17 protein-coding genes are annotated in these 16,949 nt (G+C 62.4%); 6 read left to right on the top strand and 11 right to left on the bottom strand.

Annotated features, from left to right (window positions below; genetic code table 11):
• Positions 1-218: 218 nt before the first annotated feature.
• A complete protein-coding gene (locus tag AC4PTT_RS05095; RefSeq protein WP_206544227.1) occupies positions 219-1,139 on the top strand; it encodes a LysR family transcriptional regulator in 921 nt (306 codons plus the stop codon).
• A gap of 3 nt (positions 1,140-1,142) precedes the next feature.
• Here the strand turns inward: AC4PTT_RS05095 and AC4PTT_RS05090 are convergent, their stop codons facing one another.
• The 6 genes from AC4PTT_RS05090 to uraH all read right to left on the bottom strand — a co-directional run bounded on the left by AC4PTT_RS05090 (position 1,143) and on the right by uraH (position 7,055).
• Entirely contained in the window at positions 1,143-1,400 is a 258-nt protein-coding gene (locus tag AC4PTT_RS05090; RefSeq protein WP_065815836.1) for a CopG family antitoxin, read from the bottom strand.
• Entirely contained in the window at positions 1,369-1,674 is a 306-nt protein-coding gene (locus AC4PTT_RS05085; RefSeq protein WP_113152997.1) for a BrnT family toxin, read from the bottom strand. The genes AC4PTT_RS05090 and AC4PTT_RS05085 overlap by 32 nt, the downstream gene beginning before the upstream one ends.
• Before the next feature lie 38 nt (positions 1,675-1,712).
• Complete coding sequence (xdhC, locus tag AC4PTT_RS05080; protein ID WP_492162223.1) at positions 1,713-2,516, bottom strand: xanthine dehydrogenase accessory protein XdhC; 804 nt, start codon at positions 2,514-2,516, stop codon at positions 1,713-1,715.
• Between the two features lie 362 nt (positions 2,517-2,878).
• Positions 2,879-5,221: a xanthine dehydrogenase molybdopterin binding subunit gene (gene xdhB, locus AC4PTT_RS05075; protein WP_492162222.1), complete on the bottom strand. Its 2,343-nt coding sequence runs from the start codon at positions 5,219-5,221 to the stop codon at positions 2,879-2,881.
• Between the two features lie 2 nt (positions 5,222-5,223).
• A complete protein-coding gene (xdhA, locus tag AC4PTT_RS05070; protein WP_492162221.1) occupies positions 5,224-6,690 on the bottom strand; it encodes a xanthine dehydrogenase small subunit in 1,467 nt (488 codons plus the stop codon).
• Positions 6,690-7,055, bottom strand: coding sequence for a hydroxyisourate hydrolase (uraH, locus tag AC4PTT_RS05065; RefSeq protein WP_206544231.1), 366 nt, complete (start codon positions 7,053-7,055; stop codon positions 6,690-6,692). Before uraH ends, xdhA begins: the two co-directional genes overlap by 1 nt.
• Positions 7,056-7,240: 185 nt before the next feature.
• Here uraH and puuE point away from each other — a divergent pair, with 185 nt between their 5' ends.
• The 4 genes from puuE to AC4PTT_RS05045 are packed head-to-tail and all read left to right on the top strand — an operon-like array spanning position 7,241 to position 10,624.
• Positions 7,241-8,677 carry an allantoinase PuuE gene (puuE, locus tag AC4PTT_RS05060; protein WP_206553759.1) on the top strand — a complete coding sequence of 479 codons (1,437 nt, stop codon included), beginning with the start codon at positions 7,241-7,243 and terminating at the stop codon, positions 8,675-8,677.
• Between the two features lie 17 nt (positions 8,678-8,694).
• A complete protein-coding gene (locus AC4PTT_RS05055) occupies positions 8,695-9,531 on the top strand; it encodes a bifunctional allantoicase/(S)-ureidoglycine aminohydrolase (protein WP_206547850.1) in 837 nt (278 codons plus the stop codon).
• Positions 9,528-10,028: an ureidoglycolate lyase gene (locus AC4PTT_RS05050; RefSeq protein ID WP_492162220.1), complete on the top strand. Its 501-nt coding sequence runs from the start codon at positions 9,528-9,530 to the stop codon at positions 10,026-10,028. Before AC4PTT_RS05055 ends, AC4PTT_RS05050 begins: the two co-directional genes overlap by 4 nt.
• Positions 10,025-10,624: a nucleoside deaminase gene (locus AC4PTT_RS05045; protein ID WP_206547852.1), complete on the top strand. Its 600-nt coding sequence runs from the start codon at positions 10,025-10,027 to the stop codon at positions 10,622-10,624. Before AC4PTT_RS05050 ends, AC4PTT_RS05045 begins: the two co-directional genes overlap by 4 nt.
• Before the next feature lie 511 nt (positions 10,625-11,135).
• On the opposite strand, the gene pcaF is transcribed toward AC4PTT_RS05045, so the two are convergent.
• The 3 genes from pcaF to AC4PTT_RS05030 all read right to left on the bottom strand — a co-directional run bounded on the left by pcaF (position 11,136) and on the right by AC4PTT_RS05030 (position 14,040).
• Entirely contained in the window at positions 11,136-12,341 is a 1,206-nt protein-coding gene (pcaF, locus tag AC4PTT_RS05040) for a 3-oxoadipyl-CoA thiolase (protein WP_283799815.1), read from the bottom strand.
• A 68-nt stretch (positions 12,342-12,409) separates the two neighbouring features.
• A complete protein-coding gene (locus AC4PTT_RS05035; RefSeq protein ID WP_113153008.1) occupies positions 12,410-13,186 on the bottom strand; it encodes a CoA-transferase subunit beta in 777 nt (258 codons plus the stop codon).
• Positions 13,183-14,040 (bottom strand): CoA transferase subunit A, encoded by an 858-nt coding sequence (locus AC4PTT_RS05030; RefSeq protein WP_113153009.1) that lies wholly within the window; start codon positions 14,038-14,040, stop codon positions 13,183-13,185. The genes AC4PTT_RS05035 and AC4PTT_RS05030 overlap by 4 nt, the downstream gene beginning before the upstream one ends.
• 56 nt (positions 14,041-14,096) lie before the next feature.
• Between AC4PTT_RS05030 and AC4PTT_RS05025 the strand changes: the two genes are divergently transcribed.
• Positions 14,097-14,903 (top strand): IclR family transcriptional regulator domain-containing protein, encoded by an 807-nt coding sequence (locus AC4PTT_RS05025; RefSeq protein WP_492162219.1) that lies wholly within the window; start codon positions 14,097-14,099, stop codon positions 14,901-14,903.
• A 32-nt stretch (positions 14,904-14,935) separates the two neighbouring features.
• Here the strand turns inward: AC4PTT_RS05025 and AC4PTT_RS05020 are convergent, their stop codons facing one another.
• Positions 14,936-15,193, bottom strand: a complete 258-nt coding sequence (locus tag AC4PTT_RS05020) for a hypothetical protein (RefSeq protein WP_113153011.1) — start codon at positions 15,191-15,193, stop codon at positions 14,936-14,938.
• 393 nt (positions 15,194-15,586) lie between these two features.
• A complete protein-coding gene (locus AC4PTT_RS05015) occupies positions 15,587-16,489 on the bottom strand; it encodes a LysR family transcriptional regulator (protein WP_222473985.1) in 903 nt (300 codons plus the stop codon).
• Positions 16,490-16,949 lie beyond the last annotated feature (460 nt).

Raw genomic sequence — 16,949 nt, 5'->3', positions numbered from 1 at the left:
TTTGCCCAACTTCGGGCGGAAAACCGGTGACCACTTTTCCTGGAATTGCTCATTCATTGTTCCTGCGCAATTCCAGACGGAAAACCGGTAACCACTTTTCCTGGAATTGCTCTGGCGGCCCAAGGTGACGGAACCCGGTATAAACGGAAAGCGGGGAAGATCACGATGACTTTCAAAAAAATATGGAAAATAATGCGCGCGAATCTTGGGGGAACCGCATGGCCTATCTCGACAATATCGCCGTTTTTGTCCGCGTCGTGGAACTCGGCAATCTGTCTTCAGCAGGCCGCGACATGCGGCTTTCTCCGGCCGTTGCCTCGAACCGGGTGAAGGAGCTCGAAAAGCATCTTGGCGTGCGGCTCTTCAACCGCACCACGCGCCAGCTCACCCCCACCGAGCAGGGCCGCGTCTTCTATGAGGGCGCGCGCAAGGTTCTCGAAGCGGTGGCGGAAGCCGAAGCCTCGGTCGCAGATCTTTCCGGCCAGCCGCGCGGCACGATCCGCGTCACCGCGCCGCTCGGCATCGGCAAGCGTCTGATCGCCAGCGGCATTCCCGAATTCCGCGACCAGTATCCCGAAATCGAGGTTCGCTTACGGCTCTCCGACCATGAGGTCGACATGATGCGCGAGGGCATCGACGTCGCCTTCAAGCTCGGCATTCTGGAGAATTCCTCTTTCCGCATGCGCGGCATCATGGATTGCGAGCGTGTTCTGGCGGCGGCCCCTGATTATCTGAAACGGCGCGGCGAACCGAAGACGCCCGAAGCGCTGATCGATGAGCGGCACGACTGCCTGATGTTGCGCTTTCCCGGCGCGCGCGAGCATTTCTGGATGCTGCAAACGCCGGAGGGCGCGCGAAAGTTCGAGGTCGGGGGACCGTTCGATTCCGACGATGGCGACGTGATCACCGACTGGGCGCTTGCCGGGCGCGGCATCGTCAACAAGCCCCGCTTCGAGATCGAACCATTCTTGCGAGACGGGCGGCTCCAGGTGGTCCTGCCCGAAACCCCGCCAGTGCCGGTAAAGCTCGCCGCGCTCTACCCGCACAAGAAGTTTCAGGACCCCAAAGTGCGGCTCCTGGTGGACTTCATGGCAGGCCGCTGCCAGCGCATGATTGGCGCGACCCTGTCAGAGCAATAATGGTCAGCCTGCACGCAGACTTTCCAGACCGCGCTGAACAAGCTCGCGCATGAGCCGCTGATAGGGAACACCACGCTTCTTCGCCTCAGCCTTCACGGCATCCAACTGGCTTTGCGGCATGCGCATATTCACCCTTGCCGCCTTGTTCTCGAACTCGAACCCGGCGGGTTTGAATGCACCAAAATCCAGATCGGAAAGATCCTGATCGAGGAAGTCTTCCGCATCCTTATCAGTTTTCAGTTTGGGAACGCTGCGTTTCATAGCGTTTCACCTCCTTGGCATGCATATAGCGCGCTGTGATCGGACGAATAAGACGCTTCCCGTCAACCATGCGAAAGGTCACGCCCATGAACATGGGGCGGCCCTGCCGGTTGCGTCCGATGACGATGTAGCGATCTTCGGGCCCAGAGTGTGCTGGATCAGGCGCAATCAACGGGTCATGAAGAAGCGCATGTTCGATCTCGTCCTTCGAGACACCATGCTTTGCGCATTTCGGCCAGTTTCCGGTGTCCCAGTCAAAGCCCGCGATCTTCATTTATGAAGTATGTAAGTTTGTACACACAAATGTCAACATCACGACTGCAAAGCCGTCAGTATCTCCGCAGCCGCCATGGCTGCGATGACGGCGGGGCGCTTGTCGTGGACGGCGTTCCCGCCAATGGGGGTGGTCAGCTGCGCGAAACGGCGTTCATCTCCGCCATTCTTCAGATACCAGCTGCGGAAGGTCGCGCGTTTGGTTTTGGAGCCGATCATGCCGACATAGGCTGCGTCATTGCGCGCCAGCGCCTCGGCAACCAGCAGAAAGTCGAGCGCATGATCGTGGGTCAGGACCACGAAGGCCGTCCCGGCGGGGGCTGAACGCACCGCATCTTCCGGCAGGGCCGTAAGGCGCGTCTCCACATCGCTTGGAAAATCCTCCAGCGCTTCCTCACGGGTCTCGACCACCAGCACCCGCACGGGCAGCGGGGTCAGCGCTGCCGCCAGCGCATGGCCGACATGGCCGCCGCCAAACAGGATCACCTGCGGGAAGGCGTTCGCCTCATCGCCGACGCGCTTCACCAGCGCCCTGCGCTCCGCCTCATCGAGAAGGCGAATGTCGAGCGCCACCCGGCCGCCGCAGCACTGGCCGATTTCCGGTCCCAGCGGAATGTCGAGAGCACCGTTTGCAAGATTGTCCGAGATGAGTTCGCGCGCCCTGGCAATCGCCATGAATTCAAGCTGACCGCCGCCGATGGTTCCAAAAATCGCTTCTGGCGAAACCAGCATCCACGCGCCCTCTTCGCGCGGGGTGGAGCCTTTCGCCTCGCGCACCTCGACGAGAGCGGCGGACGGCGCGGCATCCAGAAATGTCTGAAGGGTTTCAGCTGGATGGCTCATTGCCGCCCCCATGCATGACGGTGAGAAGACGCGAACCAGAGACCAGTGCGAAGAAGCAGAAGCATGTCAGAACGATAACGGCAGGAAGGCGCGCAAGCTAGGGTCAGGACTCATTAATATGGCCACAATGGTCTGCCTGATTTGTGCGGATACGCGAAGCAAGGCTGCAGGAAGACTTCATGTCTTTCAAGGCTTTGCGACAAAGTAGCCCGTGCAAATCAGGCTGATCCGAAGGACGCTCGATAGACCGGCGACCTGCTGCGTCAAACCCCTTGACCGGGGGGAAACCCCGCTCTGGGGGCTTTTCCTGGCATCTCTTGGTCTATCGAACGCCATTGCGGTCATATTAATGGGTCCTGACCCTAGCGCGCGCCTTCAGCCTTCATGCGTTCCACCGCCATCAGCACACGCTCCGGCGTGGCCGGCGCATCGAGACGCGGGCAGACCGTGTGACCGGCAACGCTCGCCACTGCATCGGACAGCGCGTGCAGCACGCACATGGCCAGCATGAAGGGCGGCTCGCCCACGGCCTTGGAACGGTGCACCGTCGGCTCGGCGTTTTCCGCCCAGTCGGCAAGCGCCACGTTGAACACTTTTGGCCGGTCGGACGCGAGCGGGATCTTGTAGGTTGAAGGCGCATGCGTCCGAAGCCGCCCCTTGCCATCCCAGACCAGCTCTTCCGTCGTCAACCAGCCCATGCCCTGAATGAAGCCGCCCTCGATCTGGCCAATGTCGATGGCGCGGTTCAGCGAACGGCCCGTCTCGTGCAGAATATCAACGCGCTCGACCATGTATTCGCCGGTCAGCGTGTCCACGGAGACCTCGGCGCAGGCTGCGCCATAGGCGAAGTAGTAGAACGGCCGCCCCTGCCCCTTGTCGCGATCCCAGTGGATCTTCGGCGTCTTGTAGAAACCGGCTGCGGAAAGCTGGATGCGGGCCATATAGGCCTCGCCGATCAGCTCGGCGAAGGGGATTTCACGGTTGCCGATGCGCACCCGGCCCGGGAGGAACACCACCTGATCCTTCGGCACGTCATGCGCCTCGGCGGCGAAGGCGATCAGCCGGTTCTTGATCTGGCGCGCCGCGTCCTGCGCGGCCATGCCGTTCAAATCCGTGCCGGAGGAAGCCGCCGTTGCGGAGGTGTTGGGCACCTTGCCCGTGGTCGTGGCGGTGATCTTCACCTGATCGATGTCGATCTGGAATTCCTCGGCAACGATCTGCGCCACCTTGGTGTGCAGCCCCTGCCCCATTTCGGTGCCGCCATGGTTCAGATGCACGGAGCCATCCGTGTAGACATGCACCAGCGCGCCGGCCTGATTGAAATGCGTGGCCGTGAAGGAGATGCCGAACTTGACCGGCGTCAGCGCCAGACCACGCTTGATGACCGGGCTTTTTGCGTTGAAGGCCGCGATTTCACGCCGACGCGCGGCATAATCCGCACTTTCCTCCAGTTCGGCGATGACCCGTTCTGCAACATTGTCCTCCACCGTCTGGTGATAGGGCGTGACGTTGCGGTCGTCCGTGCCGTAGAGGTTTTTCTTGCGGATTTCGAGCGGGTCCCTGCCCAGCGCGAAGGCCACCTCATCGATGATGCGCTCTGCGCCAATCATGCCCTGCGGCCCACCGAAACCGCGAAACGCGGTGTTGGAAACGGTGTTCGTGTAGAGCGGGCGCGAGACGGCCCGCGCAGCCGGGTAGAAATAGGTGTTGTCGCAGTGAAACAGCGCCCGGTCTGTCACCGGACCGGAGAGATCCGCCGCATAGCCGCAGCGCGCGGCATAGGTGAAATCGACGCCGAGAATGCCGCCCTCATCATCGAAACCGACCGTGTAATCGATCAGGAAGTCGTGACGCTTGCCGGTCGCGGTCATGTCGTCATCCCGGTCGGGACGCAGCTTGACCGGCCGGTTCAGCTTCTTGGCGGCAATGGCCGCAATGGTGGCGAACAGATTGGCCTGCGTTTCCTTGCCGCCGAAGCCGCCACCCATGCGCCGCACCTCGATGGTGACGGCATGGGAGGGAACGCCCAGCGCATGCGCCACCATGTGCTGCACCTCGCTTGGGTGCTGGGTGGAGGAAAACACGGTCACATCGCCGTCTTCGCCCGGAAGCGCGAAAGCGATCTGGCCTTCAAGATAGAAATGGTCCTGCCCGCCAACCCGCATCTGACCGCGGACCGTGTGCGGCGCAGCGGCAATCGCCGCAGCGCTGTCACCGCGCTCGAGCTTCAGCGGTGCGGTAACGAGCTTCGCGTCATCCGCGGCATCGGCGACATCGATCAGTGCGGGTTCTTCCGCATAGTCGATCTTCGCCAGACGGCAGGCGCGCCGCGCCGCTTCGCGCGTTTCGGCAATGACGGCGAAAACCGGCTGGCCGAAAAACTGCACACGCCCGTCTGCCAGAATGGGCTCGTCATGCAGCCCGGTCGGGCTCATATCGTTGTCGCCGGGCACATCGTTCGCCGTCAGAACGGCGACAACGCCGGGCGCTGCCCGCACATCGGAAAGGTCAAAGCCGGTGATCGCGCCATGCGCCACCTCGGAAAGACCGAGACAGGCATGCAGCGTGCCGGCGGGTTCGGCCATGTCATCGATATAGATGGCCTCGCCGCTCACATGTTTGCGGGCGGAATCGTGCTTCTCGTCGCTGGCGACGCCGCCATCGATCTTCGCCTTGCCCTGCGTGCGTGGTTCATGCCGCGTCATGGTCAGGCCGCCTCATGTCTGGAGAGGTCCACCGCGCCAGCGCCGGTGCTTTCAAGGAAATAGCGGCGCAGCAGGTTCTTCGCCGCCATCATGCGATAGTCGGCGGATGCGCGCATGTCGGAGATGGGCTGGAAGTCCTCGTCATAGGCCGAAAGTGCTGCCTCGACGGTTTCCTGCGTCCATGCCTTGCCGGTCAGCGCCGCCTCGACGGATTTTGCGCGTTTCGGCGTCGCGGCCATGCCGCCATAGGCGATGCGGGCGGCTTCGACCCGGCCATCGGCGATCCGCAGATCGAACGCGCCGAGAACCGCCGTGATGTCTTCATCCCGACGCTTGGAGATTTTCCAGACCGAGAAACGGGAGGCCGCATCGGGCACCGGAACATGCACCGCCTCGACGAACTCGCCGGGCGCGCGATCCTGCTTGCCATAGTCGATGAAGAAATCTTCCAGCGGAATGGTGCGGCGCGCGCTGCCCCTGCGCAGTGTGAGCGTTGCGCCAAGCGCGATCAGTGGCGGCGGCGTGTCACCGATGGGCGAGCCATTGGCGATGTTGCCGCCAATCGTGCCCATATTGCGCACCTGCTCGCCGCCAATGCGGTCGATCAGTGCGCCCAGCGCGGGAATGCGTTTCGCCAGAAGTTCAAATGCCCCGGTGTAGCTCACGCCCGCGCCAATGCTGATGACGCCATCCTGCTCACGGATTTCCTGCAGGCCGTCGAGCCCGCCGATGAAGACCACCGGCGCGATGTCGCGCATGAACTTGGTGACCCATAAGCCCACATCCGTTGCACCGGCGACGATTGTGGCCTCGGGCTCGGCTTCAAGGATCGCGGCAAAATCATCGACATCCGCCGGGATGAGCAGACGCTCGCGGCCGGAACCGATCTCCACCCGCGCGCCATCCTTCATGCCTTGCAGCGCGGCGATGACCGCAGCGCGCTCCAGCGCCAGCGGATCAGACGCGGCATTGCCATAGTCGGAGACCGCGCGCGCAGCCCGCACGATGGGTTCATAGCCGGTGCAGCGGCACAGATTGCCCTGCAACGCCTTTTCGATGGCCCTGTCGGAGGGCTGCGCCTCGCGCATCCAGAGCGCGTAAAGCGACATGACGAAGCCCGGCGTGCAGAAACCGCATTGCGAGCCGTGATAATCGACCATCGCCTGCTGAACCGGATGCAGGCTGCCATCGGCCCGCTTCAAATGCTCCACCGTCACCACGTGACAGGCATCCAGCGATCCCAGGAAGCGGATGCAGGCATTGACGCTCTCATAGGAAAGCGCGCCATTGCGCAACCGACCGACGAGCACGGTGCACGCGCCGCAATCGCCTTCCGCGCAGCCTTCCTTGGTGCCGGTCAGGCGCTGCCGCAGGCGCAGATAGTCAAGCAGGGTTTCGTCCGGGCGGACATTGCCCAGCGCCACCGGCGCGCCGTTCAGAAGAAAACGGATTTCACCGCGCGCGCCCATCAGCTCCCCCTGTAGGTGGAATAGCCATAGGGCGAGATGAGAAGCGGCACGTGATAATGCGTGTTTTCAGCCATGCCGAAGCGGATCGGCACCTGATCGAGAAAGGCCGGAGCCGGCAGATCAACGCCCTGCGCACGCAGATAGGCGCCGGCTTCAAACACCAGTTCATAGAAGCCGGTGCGAAACGCATCGCCGGCAAGCAGCGGCGCATCGCAGCGGCCATCGCTGTTGGTCGTGACCGTCTTCACATGAGTGCGCGCCTCCCCCTCCAGGCGATAGAGCGCAATCTCCAGTCCTCCGGCCGGTTTTCCGCTGGCCGTGTCCAGCACATGGGTCGTCAGACGGCCCTCACCCGCATTGCTCATGCGGCCTCCCTTTAAATTCACTAAAGCCACTTGCCCTATATATAGGGTTGATTGTGGGACAAATCCGCAGCGAGCATAAGAGCCCCGGCGAAGGATCGACAACTAAACTCTTTCAAATTTTTCGGGAAAGTTCACACCCCATTCCATCGATTATCCTTGCCAATAAAGAATATCGGAAAGTTTGCATGACCCGCTACCTCAGAAACATGACCGGCTACGGCCAGAACCCGCCGAATGCCGACTGGCCCGATGGCGCGCGCGTAGCCGTGCAGTTCGTCGTCAATTACGAGGAAGGCGGCGAAAACTGTATCCTGCACGGCGACGAGGCCTCCGAAGCCTTCCTGTCGGAAGTGGTGGGCGCAGCGCCCTGGCAGGGCATGCGCCACTGGAACATGGAATCCATTTATGAGTACGGCTCGCGCGCCGGGTTCTGGCGGCTCCACCGCATGTTCACGGCAGCCGGCGTGCCGGTCACCGTTTTCGGCGTCGCTTCAGCGCTTGCCCGAAGCCCCGACCAGCTTGCCGCCATGCAGGACGCCGGCTGGGAAATCGCGTCGCACGGCCTGAAATGGATCGACTACCGCGCCCATTCGGAAGAAAGCGAGCGCGCCGACCTTCTGGAAGCCATCCGGCTGCACACCGAAGTGGTGGGCGAACGCCCGCGCGGCCTGTATCTCGGACGCACCTCGGTCAATTCGGTCAAACTGGCCATCGAGGAAGGCGGGTTCGACTGGATTTCCGACACCTATGACGACGACCTGCCCTACTGGATCGACCATGACGGCCACGGGCACGGCACGCGCGCGCAACTGGTCGTCCCCTACACGCTTGATGCAAACGACATGCGCTTTGCCACGGCGCAGGGCTTCAATTCCGGCGATCAGTTCTTCAGCTATCTAAAGGACGCTTTCGACACACTCTATACCGAGGGGGGCTCGGGGCGGCCGGCCATGATGAGCATCGGTCTTCATTGCCGTCTCATCGGCCGGCCGGGACGCGCTGCAGCCCTCCAGCGCTTCATCGACTATGTGAAGAGCCACGACCATGTGTGGCTTGCGACACGCGGCGAGATCGCCCGGCACTGGCGCGAAAAGCACCCTTATGAAGCCCCCGCCCTGCGCCCGAGCCGCATGAGCGAACCGGAATTCATCGAGCGGTTCGGCAGCATCTATGAGCATTCGCCATGGATCGCCGAACGCGCGGCAAAGCTGGAACTCGGCCCCGCACATGACACGGCCGGGGGCCTCGCCAATGCGCTCGCCCGCGCCTTCCGTTCGGCCAGCGAAGACGAACGCCTTGGCGTTCTGAAAGCCCATCCGGACCTTGCGGGCAAGCTGGCGGCAGCCAAAAGGCTGACCGAGGAATCGAGCAAAGAGCAGGCTTCGGCAGGGCTTGATGCGCTGACCGACAGCGAACGCGCACGCTTTACCGAACTCAACACCGCCTATACGCAAAAATTCGGGTTTCCCTTCATCATCGCCGTCAAGGACAACACCAGGGACAGCATTCTGAAGGCCTTCGAAGCCCGCTTGGAGAACAGCCGCGACGAGGAATTCGCCACCGCCTGCCGGCAGGTGGAGCGGATCGCCCGGCTGCGGCTCAACGACATCCTCCCCGTGTGAAATCAGGACGAGACCAGATGAACGCCCGCACCTATTACGCCCCGCATGGCGGGCATCCGCCGCAGACCCAGCTCCTGACCGACCGCGCGGTTCTGACGGACGCCTATGCACTGATGCCGAAAGGCGTCATGCAGGACATCGTCACCAGCCTGCTGCCGTTCTGGGAAAAAACCCGCTGCTGGATCATTGCGCGTCCCCTTTCCGGCTTTGCCGAGACCTTTTCGCAATACATCATGGAAGTGGAGCCCGGCGGCGGCAGCGACCGGGCCGAACTTGATGAGACCGCGGAAGGCGTGCTTTTCATCGTCGAGGGCGAGCTGACCGTCGAGATCGCAGGCGAGACGCACAAGATGACGCCCGGCGGCTACGCCTATCTGCCGCCATCGAGCGGCTGGACCGCGCACAATCGGGGCGACGCGCCCGCGCGCTTCCACTGGGTCCGCAAGGCCTATGAGCCCGTTGCCGGCCTCGACACGCCCGATCCGCTGTTTCTGAACGAGGCCGATGTCGCGCCCTCTCCCATGCCGGGAACGGATGGCAAATGGGCAACGACGCGCTTTGTCGATCCGGCCGATCTGCGCCACGACATGCATGTGACCATCGTCACGCTGCAGCCCGGCGCGGTGATCCCCTTCGCCGAAACGCATGTCATGGAGCACGGTCTCTATGTGCTGGAAGGCAAGGCCGTCTACCGGCTCAACCAGGACTGGGTGGAGGTGGAAGCCGGCGACTTCATGTGGCTGCGCGCCTTCTGTCCGCAGGCCTGCTATGCGGGCGGGCCGGGCAATTTCCGCTACCTGCTCTACAAGGACGTCAACCGGCACGCCCGGCTGGGTGGCAGCTTCGCGCGATGAAGCGGATCGAAGCCGAGAAGCTGACACGCGCAGCCTTCGCGCCCTTCGGCGACGTGATCGAAACCGAAGGCGCGGAAAGCTTCCTCATCAATGCCGACAAGTGCCGCCGCTTTCACGATCTGGCGACGGTCGAAACGGCGGGTGAGAACGCGCGTGTTCTGATCAACATCTTTCGCGGCACGCCCTATGCGCTGCCGCTGCGGCTTTCCATGGTGGAGCGGCACCCGCTTGGAAGCCAGGCCTTCATGCCGCTTTCACCGGCCCCCTTTCTGGTGATCGTGTGCCCGGATGAAGACGGGCGGCCCGGCTACCCCCGCGCCTTCATCACGCATCCCGGACAGGGCGTGAACTATGCGCGCGGCACCTGGCATGGCGTTTTGACGCCCATTGCCGCACCCCAGGATTTCCTGGTGGTCGACCGTGGCGGAGACGGCAACAATCTGGAAGAATTCCACTTTCAGGAACCCTATGAAATCACAGTGCCATCCCTCCCATGACCGCTCCCGACCTTCACCTCATCAACCGGCTGCTCGACGTTATCGAACAGGACATCCTGCCGAAAACCGCCGCGGGCGTCGCCCATGGCAACAAGCTCTTCGGCGCGGCCATCCTGAAGAAAAGCGACCTGTCGCTGGTGCTTGCCGAAACCAACAATGAGCTGGAAAACCCGCTCTGGCATGGTGAGGTTCATACGCTGAAGCGGTTCTACGAGCTGCCGAAGGATGCGCGCCCGGACACGAAAGACTGCATTTTCCTGTCCACGCACGAGCCCTGCTCGCTGTGTCTTTCGGCGATCACCTGGACCGGCTTCGACAATTTCTACTATCTGTTCAGCCACGAAGATTCGCGCGACGCCTTCGCGATCCCGCACGATCTGAAGATTCTCAAGGAAGTCTTCACGCTGGAGCCCGGCGGCTACAATGCCGAAAACGCCTTCTGGAAAAGCTACGCCCTGCCCGCTCTGGCAACCGCACTGCCTGCGGCTGATGTGGAAGCCGTGAAAGCGCGGATCGCAAAGCTCGCCACAGCCTATGCCGCCCTTTCCGAACGCTATCAGGACAGCAAGGCAGAGAACGACATTCCGCTGAACTGACGGGGATGGCCGGGGTGGAGGAACGCGCCAACGTCACCGCCTGAGCCCGTCATGTCGCCCTCGCCCTTCGACAGGCTCAGGATGAGGGCTGTGTGGCGAGCTCGACGCGCGAGACGATGGGATGAACACTTCGAAGACCAAGACGGTGCGGAAGCGCTGGTGATGTGAGAGGCGAACAGCCACCTCACGGCATTGCAAGGCGCTGCAAAGCTACCCAAGGCAAGGCGGGGCAACGCAACGCGAGACAAGGCAAGGCAAGGCAAGCGCCCCACATCTCCCTGCTTTCACCTCATCCTGAGCCTGTCGAAGGGCGAGGTGAAGGCACGCGCCAACGTCACCGCCTGAGCGCGTCAAACCGCCCTCGCCCTTCGACAGGCTCAGGATGAGGGCTGTGTTGGCGCTACTGTGCTGTGAGGGCTCATGTTGTCACCCTGCGAGGATAAAGGCCCCCACCGCAATGAGCGCGCCCAATAACACAAGGGCGGGTTACCCCGCCCCATCGCCATCGTGATTAAACGCGTTCCATCGCCAGTGCGATGCCCTGGCCAACGCCGATGCACATGGTGGCGAGCGCGCGCTTGCCGCCGCCGGCCTGCAACTCAAGCGCAGCGGTGCCGGAAATGCGCGCGCCCGACATGCCGAGCGGATGGCCAAGCGCGATTGCGCCGCCATTCGGGTTCACCTGCGGCGCATCCTCGGCAAGCCCCAGTTCGCGCAGCACGGCGATGCCCTGCGAGGCGAACGCCTCGTTGAGCTCGATGACGTCGAAATCCGAAGGTTTCAGGCCAAGCCGCGCACAAAGGCGCTGCGTTGCCGGAGCCGGACCGATGCCCATGATGCGCGGCGGAACGCCCGCCGTCGCGCCGCCGAGAATGCGGGCGATCGGCGTCAGGCCGTATTTCTTCGCCGCTGCTTCCGAAGCGATGATGAGCGCAGCCGCACCGTCATTGACGCCGGAGGCGTTGCCGGCGGTCACGCTGCCGCCCTCGCGGAAAGGCGTCGGCAGCTTGCCGAGCTTTTCAACCGTGGTGCCCGGACGCGGATGCTCGTCCCTGTCGACCACCACCGGATCGCCCTTGCGCTGGGGAATGGTGACAGGGATGATTTCCCTGGCGAGACGCCCGTTTTCCTGCGCGGCAACAGCCTTGTTCTGGCTGCGCACGGCAAAGGCGTCCTGATCGGCGCGGCTGACAGAGAAATCAGCCGCCACGTTCTCACCCGTCTCCGGCATGGAATCGACGCCATACTGCTTCTTGAGCAGCTTGTTGACGAAGCGCCAGCCAATGGTGGTGTCGTAGATTTCCGCATGACGCGAGAAGGCCGTTTCGGCCTTCGGCATGACGAAGGGCGCACGGCTCATGGATTCCACTCCGCCGGCGATCATGATCTCCGCCTCACCCGCCTTGATGGCGCGCGCGGCAATGGTGATCGCATCCATGCCCGAACCGCACAGGCGGTTCACCGTGGAGCCCGGCACCTCGATGGGCAGGCCCGCAAGAAGCACGGCCATGCGCGCCACGTTGCGGTTGTCCTCACCGGCCTGGTTGGCGCAGCCATAGAACACATCGTCCAGCGCCGCCCAGTCGACCTTCGGGTTGCGCTCCATCAGCGCCTTGATCGGCAGGGCAGCCAGATCGTCGGCGCGAACGGAGGAAAGCGCGCCGCCGAAACGGCCGATCGGCGTGCGGATGTAGTCGCAGATGAAAGCTTCAGCCATGAGTGAGGTCTCCTAACCATCAATGCCGGGCAGCGCCCGGCCGCCGCGTGCGCCACGCGACGGAAAGATCATGCGCCCTTATGGGCCGCTTCGGTGCGGGCTTTCAAGTCGCGCAATGTCGCAAGCTCGAGTTCGGTGGGCGGCGGCGTCTCTTCGACACCGTCAGCAAACGTCACGGTCCAGCCGCAGGTTTCCTGCACCTGATCGCGCGTAACGCCGGGATGCAGCGACACAACGGTGAACTCCTTCGTCACCGGATCCGGCTTCCAGATCGCAAGATCGGTGATGAGCAACGTCGGCCCCTTGGTGTCGATGCCGAGCTTCTGGCGGTGGTCGCCGCCATCGCCATGTCCAAAGGAGGTGTAGAAGTCGATCTTCTCCACCATGCCCCGCTTCGACTGGGCGAGCGTGATGTAGACTTCCTGCGAGGAGGTCGCGATTTCCGGAGCACCGCCGCCGCCGGGAAGCCGCGTCTTCGGGCTGTCATAGTCACCGATGACGGTGGTGTTGATGTTGCCATATTTGTCGATCTGGGCCGCGCCCAGAAAGCCGATGGTGATGCGCCCGCCCTGCAGCCAGTAGCGGAACATTTCCGGCACCGGCACCGTGGTCAGCGCGGTGTCGCACAGCTCGCCATCGCCAATCGAGAGCGGCAGAACGTCCGGCGCGGTGCCGATGGTGCCGGATTCGTAGATCAGCGTGATGTCGGGCGCATGCGTCAGGCGCGCAATGTTGCACGCAGCCGAGGGCGCGCCGATGCCGACGAAACACACATCGTCGTTCTTCAGCGCGCGTGAGGCCGCAATCGTCATCATTTCATTGGGAGTGAATTCGGGCTTGCTCATCCTGCGTCCCTCAGCTTCTCAACGCGGCCTGCGAAATCCTCGGGCGTCGCATCAAGCACATTCTTCTGCATCCAGTCACGGAACAGGTCGCGGTCTGCGGCGATCTTGTCCCATTTCAGATATTCGGCGTTGTCACGCGCGTAATAGCCATGCGTGTAGGAGGGGTGCGCGCCACCCGGCACCACGGCGATGTCGGTCACCGTCCAGTGGGGCAGAATGGTCAGATTGGGGTGCAGGTCGGAGAAATCGTCGACGACTTCTTCGACGGTCACGACAGCGCGTTTCGCTGCAAGCACCGCCTCTTTCTGAATGCCGACAATGCCCTCGACCAGAACATTGCCCTTCCGGTCCGCCTTCTGCGCATGAATAAAGACGACATCGGGCCGCAGCGCCGGCACGGCGGCCAGGCTCTCGCCCGTGAAGGGGCACTCGATGAACTTGATGTTCGGGTTCACACGGGCGAGCTCCGCGCCGCGATAGCCACGGAAAATCGCGCAGGGAAGCCCGGCCGCACCCGCCTCATAGGCATTGGCCATGGCGGCGTGGGAGTGTTCCTCGATCTCGATCTTGTGCGGAAAACCGTTTTCCACCGCATCGCGCAGGCGACGCAGAAGCCCCACTCCCGGATTGCCGGCATAGGAAAAGACCAGCTTGCGGGCGAGGCCCATGCCGATCATCTGGTCGTAGACCACATCGGGGGTCATGCGGATCAGCGTGAGATCACGGAAACCCTGGCGGATCGCCTCATGGGCGGCGGCGGTGGGGATGAGATGGGTGAAGCCTTCAAAAGCGACGCTGTCGCCATTGTTCAGGTTCTCCGCAACCGCCTGGGGCAGCGGAACGAAACGCGCCATGGCACTCCTCGTAAGTTCGTATTGCGAACAAAAGTTTTATATGCGATACTTTGTAGATGGAGAATGAAACTGAGTCAAATGCCCCTGCCACAGCTGAAGCCCAGGCTTCGCGCGTTCTCGTGGGATCGCTGCAGAAGGGGCTGGGCGTTCTGGAAATTCTGGCAAATGCGCCGGACGGCATGACGCTGACGGAAGTGGCGACGGAGGCCGGGCTGACACGCGCAGGCGCGCGGCGGCTGCTCCTCACACTGGTGGCGAGCGGCTATGCGCGCCAGACGGACCGGCGCTTCCTGCTTTCCGCGAAACTGCTGGGGCTCGCCCGGACATGGATGGGCGACGCCGCGCTCTGGCGCTATGCAGAGCCCGTCATGCGACGTGTGTCCGCAACGCTTGGCGAATCCTGCTCCGCAGCCGTTCTGGAGGGCGAGGATGTCGTCTATGTGGCCCGTGTGGCCGGCCGGCGCATCGTGTCCGTGAGGCTCAATGTCGGCACGCGGCTTCCGGCCTATTGCACGTCGATGGGCCGGGTTCTTCTGTCAGATCTGGAAGCGTCCGAACTCACCGGTTTTCTCGCGAAGGCGTCGATCAGCGCCAAGACCGAACGAACGGTGACGGACCGGGCCGAACTCGCCGAAACGGTGACCCTGGCCGGCGCGCGCGGTTACGCCATCGTCGACCAGGAGCTGGAGCTCGGACTGCGCTCGATTGCGGTGCCGATACGCAACAGGGCGGGGCGCATCACCGCCGCCCTCAACGTCTCCACGCAGTCGGCGCGCTACACCTGCACCGAGATGGAGCAGTCCATCCTGCCCACCCTGCTGGCTGCCGCGCGCGAAATCGAAGACTTTCTCGCCCTGCAATAGGCGGCCGCCCTCAAGCGGAATGACACAGCGGTTCATGCGGCACTCCTTGGACGTTTGTCGTCATTGCCTGGAGATTGCTCGATGGTCTGGCGCATACGGCGTGCAAGGCGCGCTTCGAGCCGCGCCTCCAGCACACGCTCCAGCACGTCGCGCGCGCCGGCATGGCCATGCCCCTTTGACATGGTGAAAAGCGAATCCACGATGGACACCTCATCCTGCGGAGACAGGAGGGCATCGATTTGCGCATCAGTCTGCGCGTCCGAACGGGCGTTTTGAATCAGTCTTCTCATAATTTGGAATCTTGCGCGCCGAACCTGACGGCAAAGCGGCGGCTGGGTGAAATTTTGACGACAGTTTCTAGGGTCAGGCCCCATTAATATGGCCGCAATGGTCGGCCTGATTTGTGCGGATACGCGAAGCAAGGCCGCAGGAAGACTTCACGTCTTTCAAGGACTTGCGACAAAGTAGCCCGTGCAAATCAGGCCGATCCGAAGGACGCTCGTTAGACCGGCGACCTGCGGCGTCAAATCCCTTGACCGGGGGAAGACCCCGCTCTGCGGGCTTCTCCTGGCATCTCTTGGTCTATCGAACGCCATTGCGGTCATATTAATGGGTCCTGGCCCTAGGCATAACAGCGCCGCGCAGAGACCTGCGCGGCGGCATGCCGATTTGGCGGGCGCTATCTATTGATGGGCCAGGCCCTGCCCCTGATAGGCAGAAGGCGGGGGTGTCATGCGATGCAACTCACCCTGCAGAAGCTCGAAAATGTCCATTGCGAGCCGCAGGTTGAAACGCTTGTCGTCGAAGAACATGCCGTAGCGGATCTCGAGCCCGCCCGGAATGACCTCGACACAGTCTTCATGCAGCGCCGGATTGCCATCGAAAACGAAACCCGGCAGCGGTGAGACCGCAGCCCCGTTGGCGACCAGCTTCATCGCGTTGGTGATGTCATCCACCTCGCCGATCACGTCATAGGAAACGCGGCGATGGCGAAGCCATTCGCGGGCGACGATGCCGAGCGGCGACTGCGGATTGGTCAGCACCACCGGTATGGAGCCGCTGTTTCGCTTGGTCTGTTCGGCCAGCTCGCGCGAGCCCATCCACCGCATCGCATATTCGCTGATCAGATCCGGCCCCATTTCATTCGGGTAGAGCGCGCGGAAAACGGCATCCACCTGCCCCAGATCGTACATCTCTTCAAGCCGCCTGGAATCGGCGATGCGCCAACTCACGCTTTCCTTGATCTTGCCAAGCCGCCCGAGCCCGGCAAGCAGCAGCGGCGCGGTGTAGGTGCAGATACCGACCTTCAGCTTGGAAACATTCTTTTCATAGCCCACCGTGCGCAGCCGCCGCTCAAGATCGAGCATCTGGCGGATAAGCCGGGAAATCTCTTCCTTCACGATGATCCGGTTGCCGAGTTTCTTGATCAGCGGCGTGCCGATCGCCTTCTCAAGACGCCCCAGATGCATACTCACTGCCGGCTGGCTGATGCCCAGCTTCTGCGCCGCGCCGGTCAGGCTGCGCGTGTCGATGACCGCCTCGGCAGCCCGCAAAGTTGCAAATGAAAGTCCATCCTGTCTGTGCATGCCCATATGCTCTACGCCTCGCTTCATAAGAGGTGGGAATCTGACCCGAAAGACGCTGCCGCGAACGCGGCACACAACGCTCCTGCAAGACGGCAATAACCGTCCGTCCGCATCACACGGTTCACCCGCGCAATGCAGTTTCACGATGCGCTCTGCACCGTTCTGCATCAGCCACGCCAAGCGCTGCCGATGCGACGCCAACTCATCAGCCCGGACCCGAATGGCCCGGAAAACCGATCAAAGCGGCGCTACAAACATGTCCGCTGAAACATAAGTACCCCCGGAATTCCGACGTACCCTGCTCGATACAACTTCTGAACGATATCGGATTCAGATTACATATACAACCTGTAATGGATTATGTGGATATCTATGCAACCTTTGAGGAGTCAATATCGGGAAAATCCATATTTTTCATAAGGATACTCGGTTATCAACATCGATAAGTGATAAACAAGAA

Source organism: Nitratireductor sp. WH36-1 (genome assembly GCF_058725515.1).
Note: the sequence above shows the minus strand (reverse complement) of the source record. Positions and strands in the feature narration are given on the sequence as shown.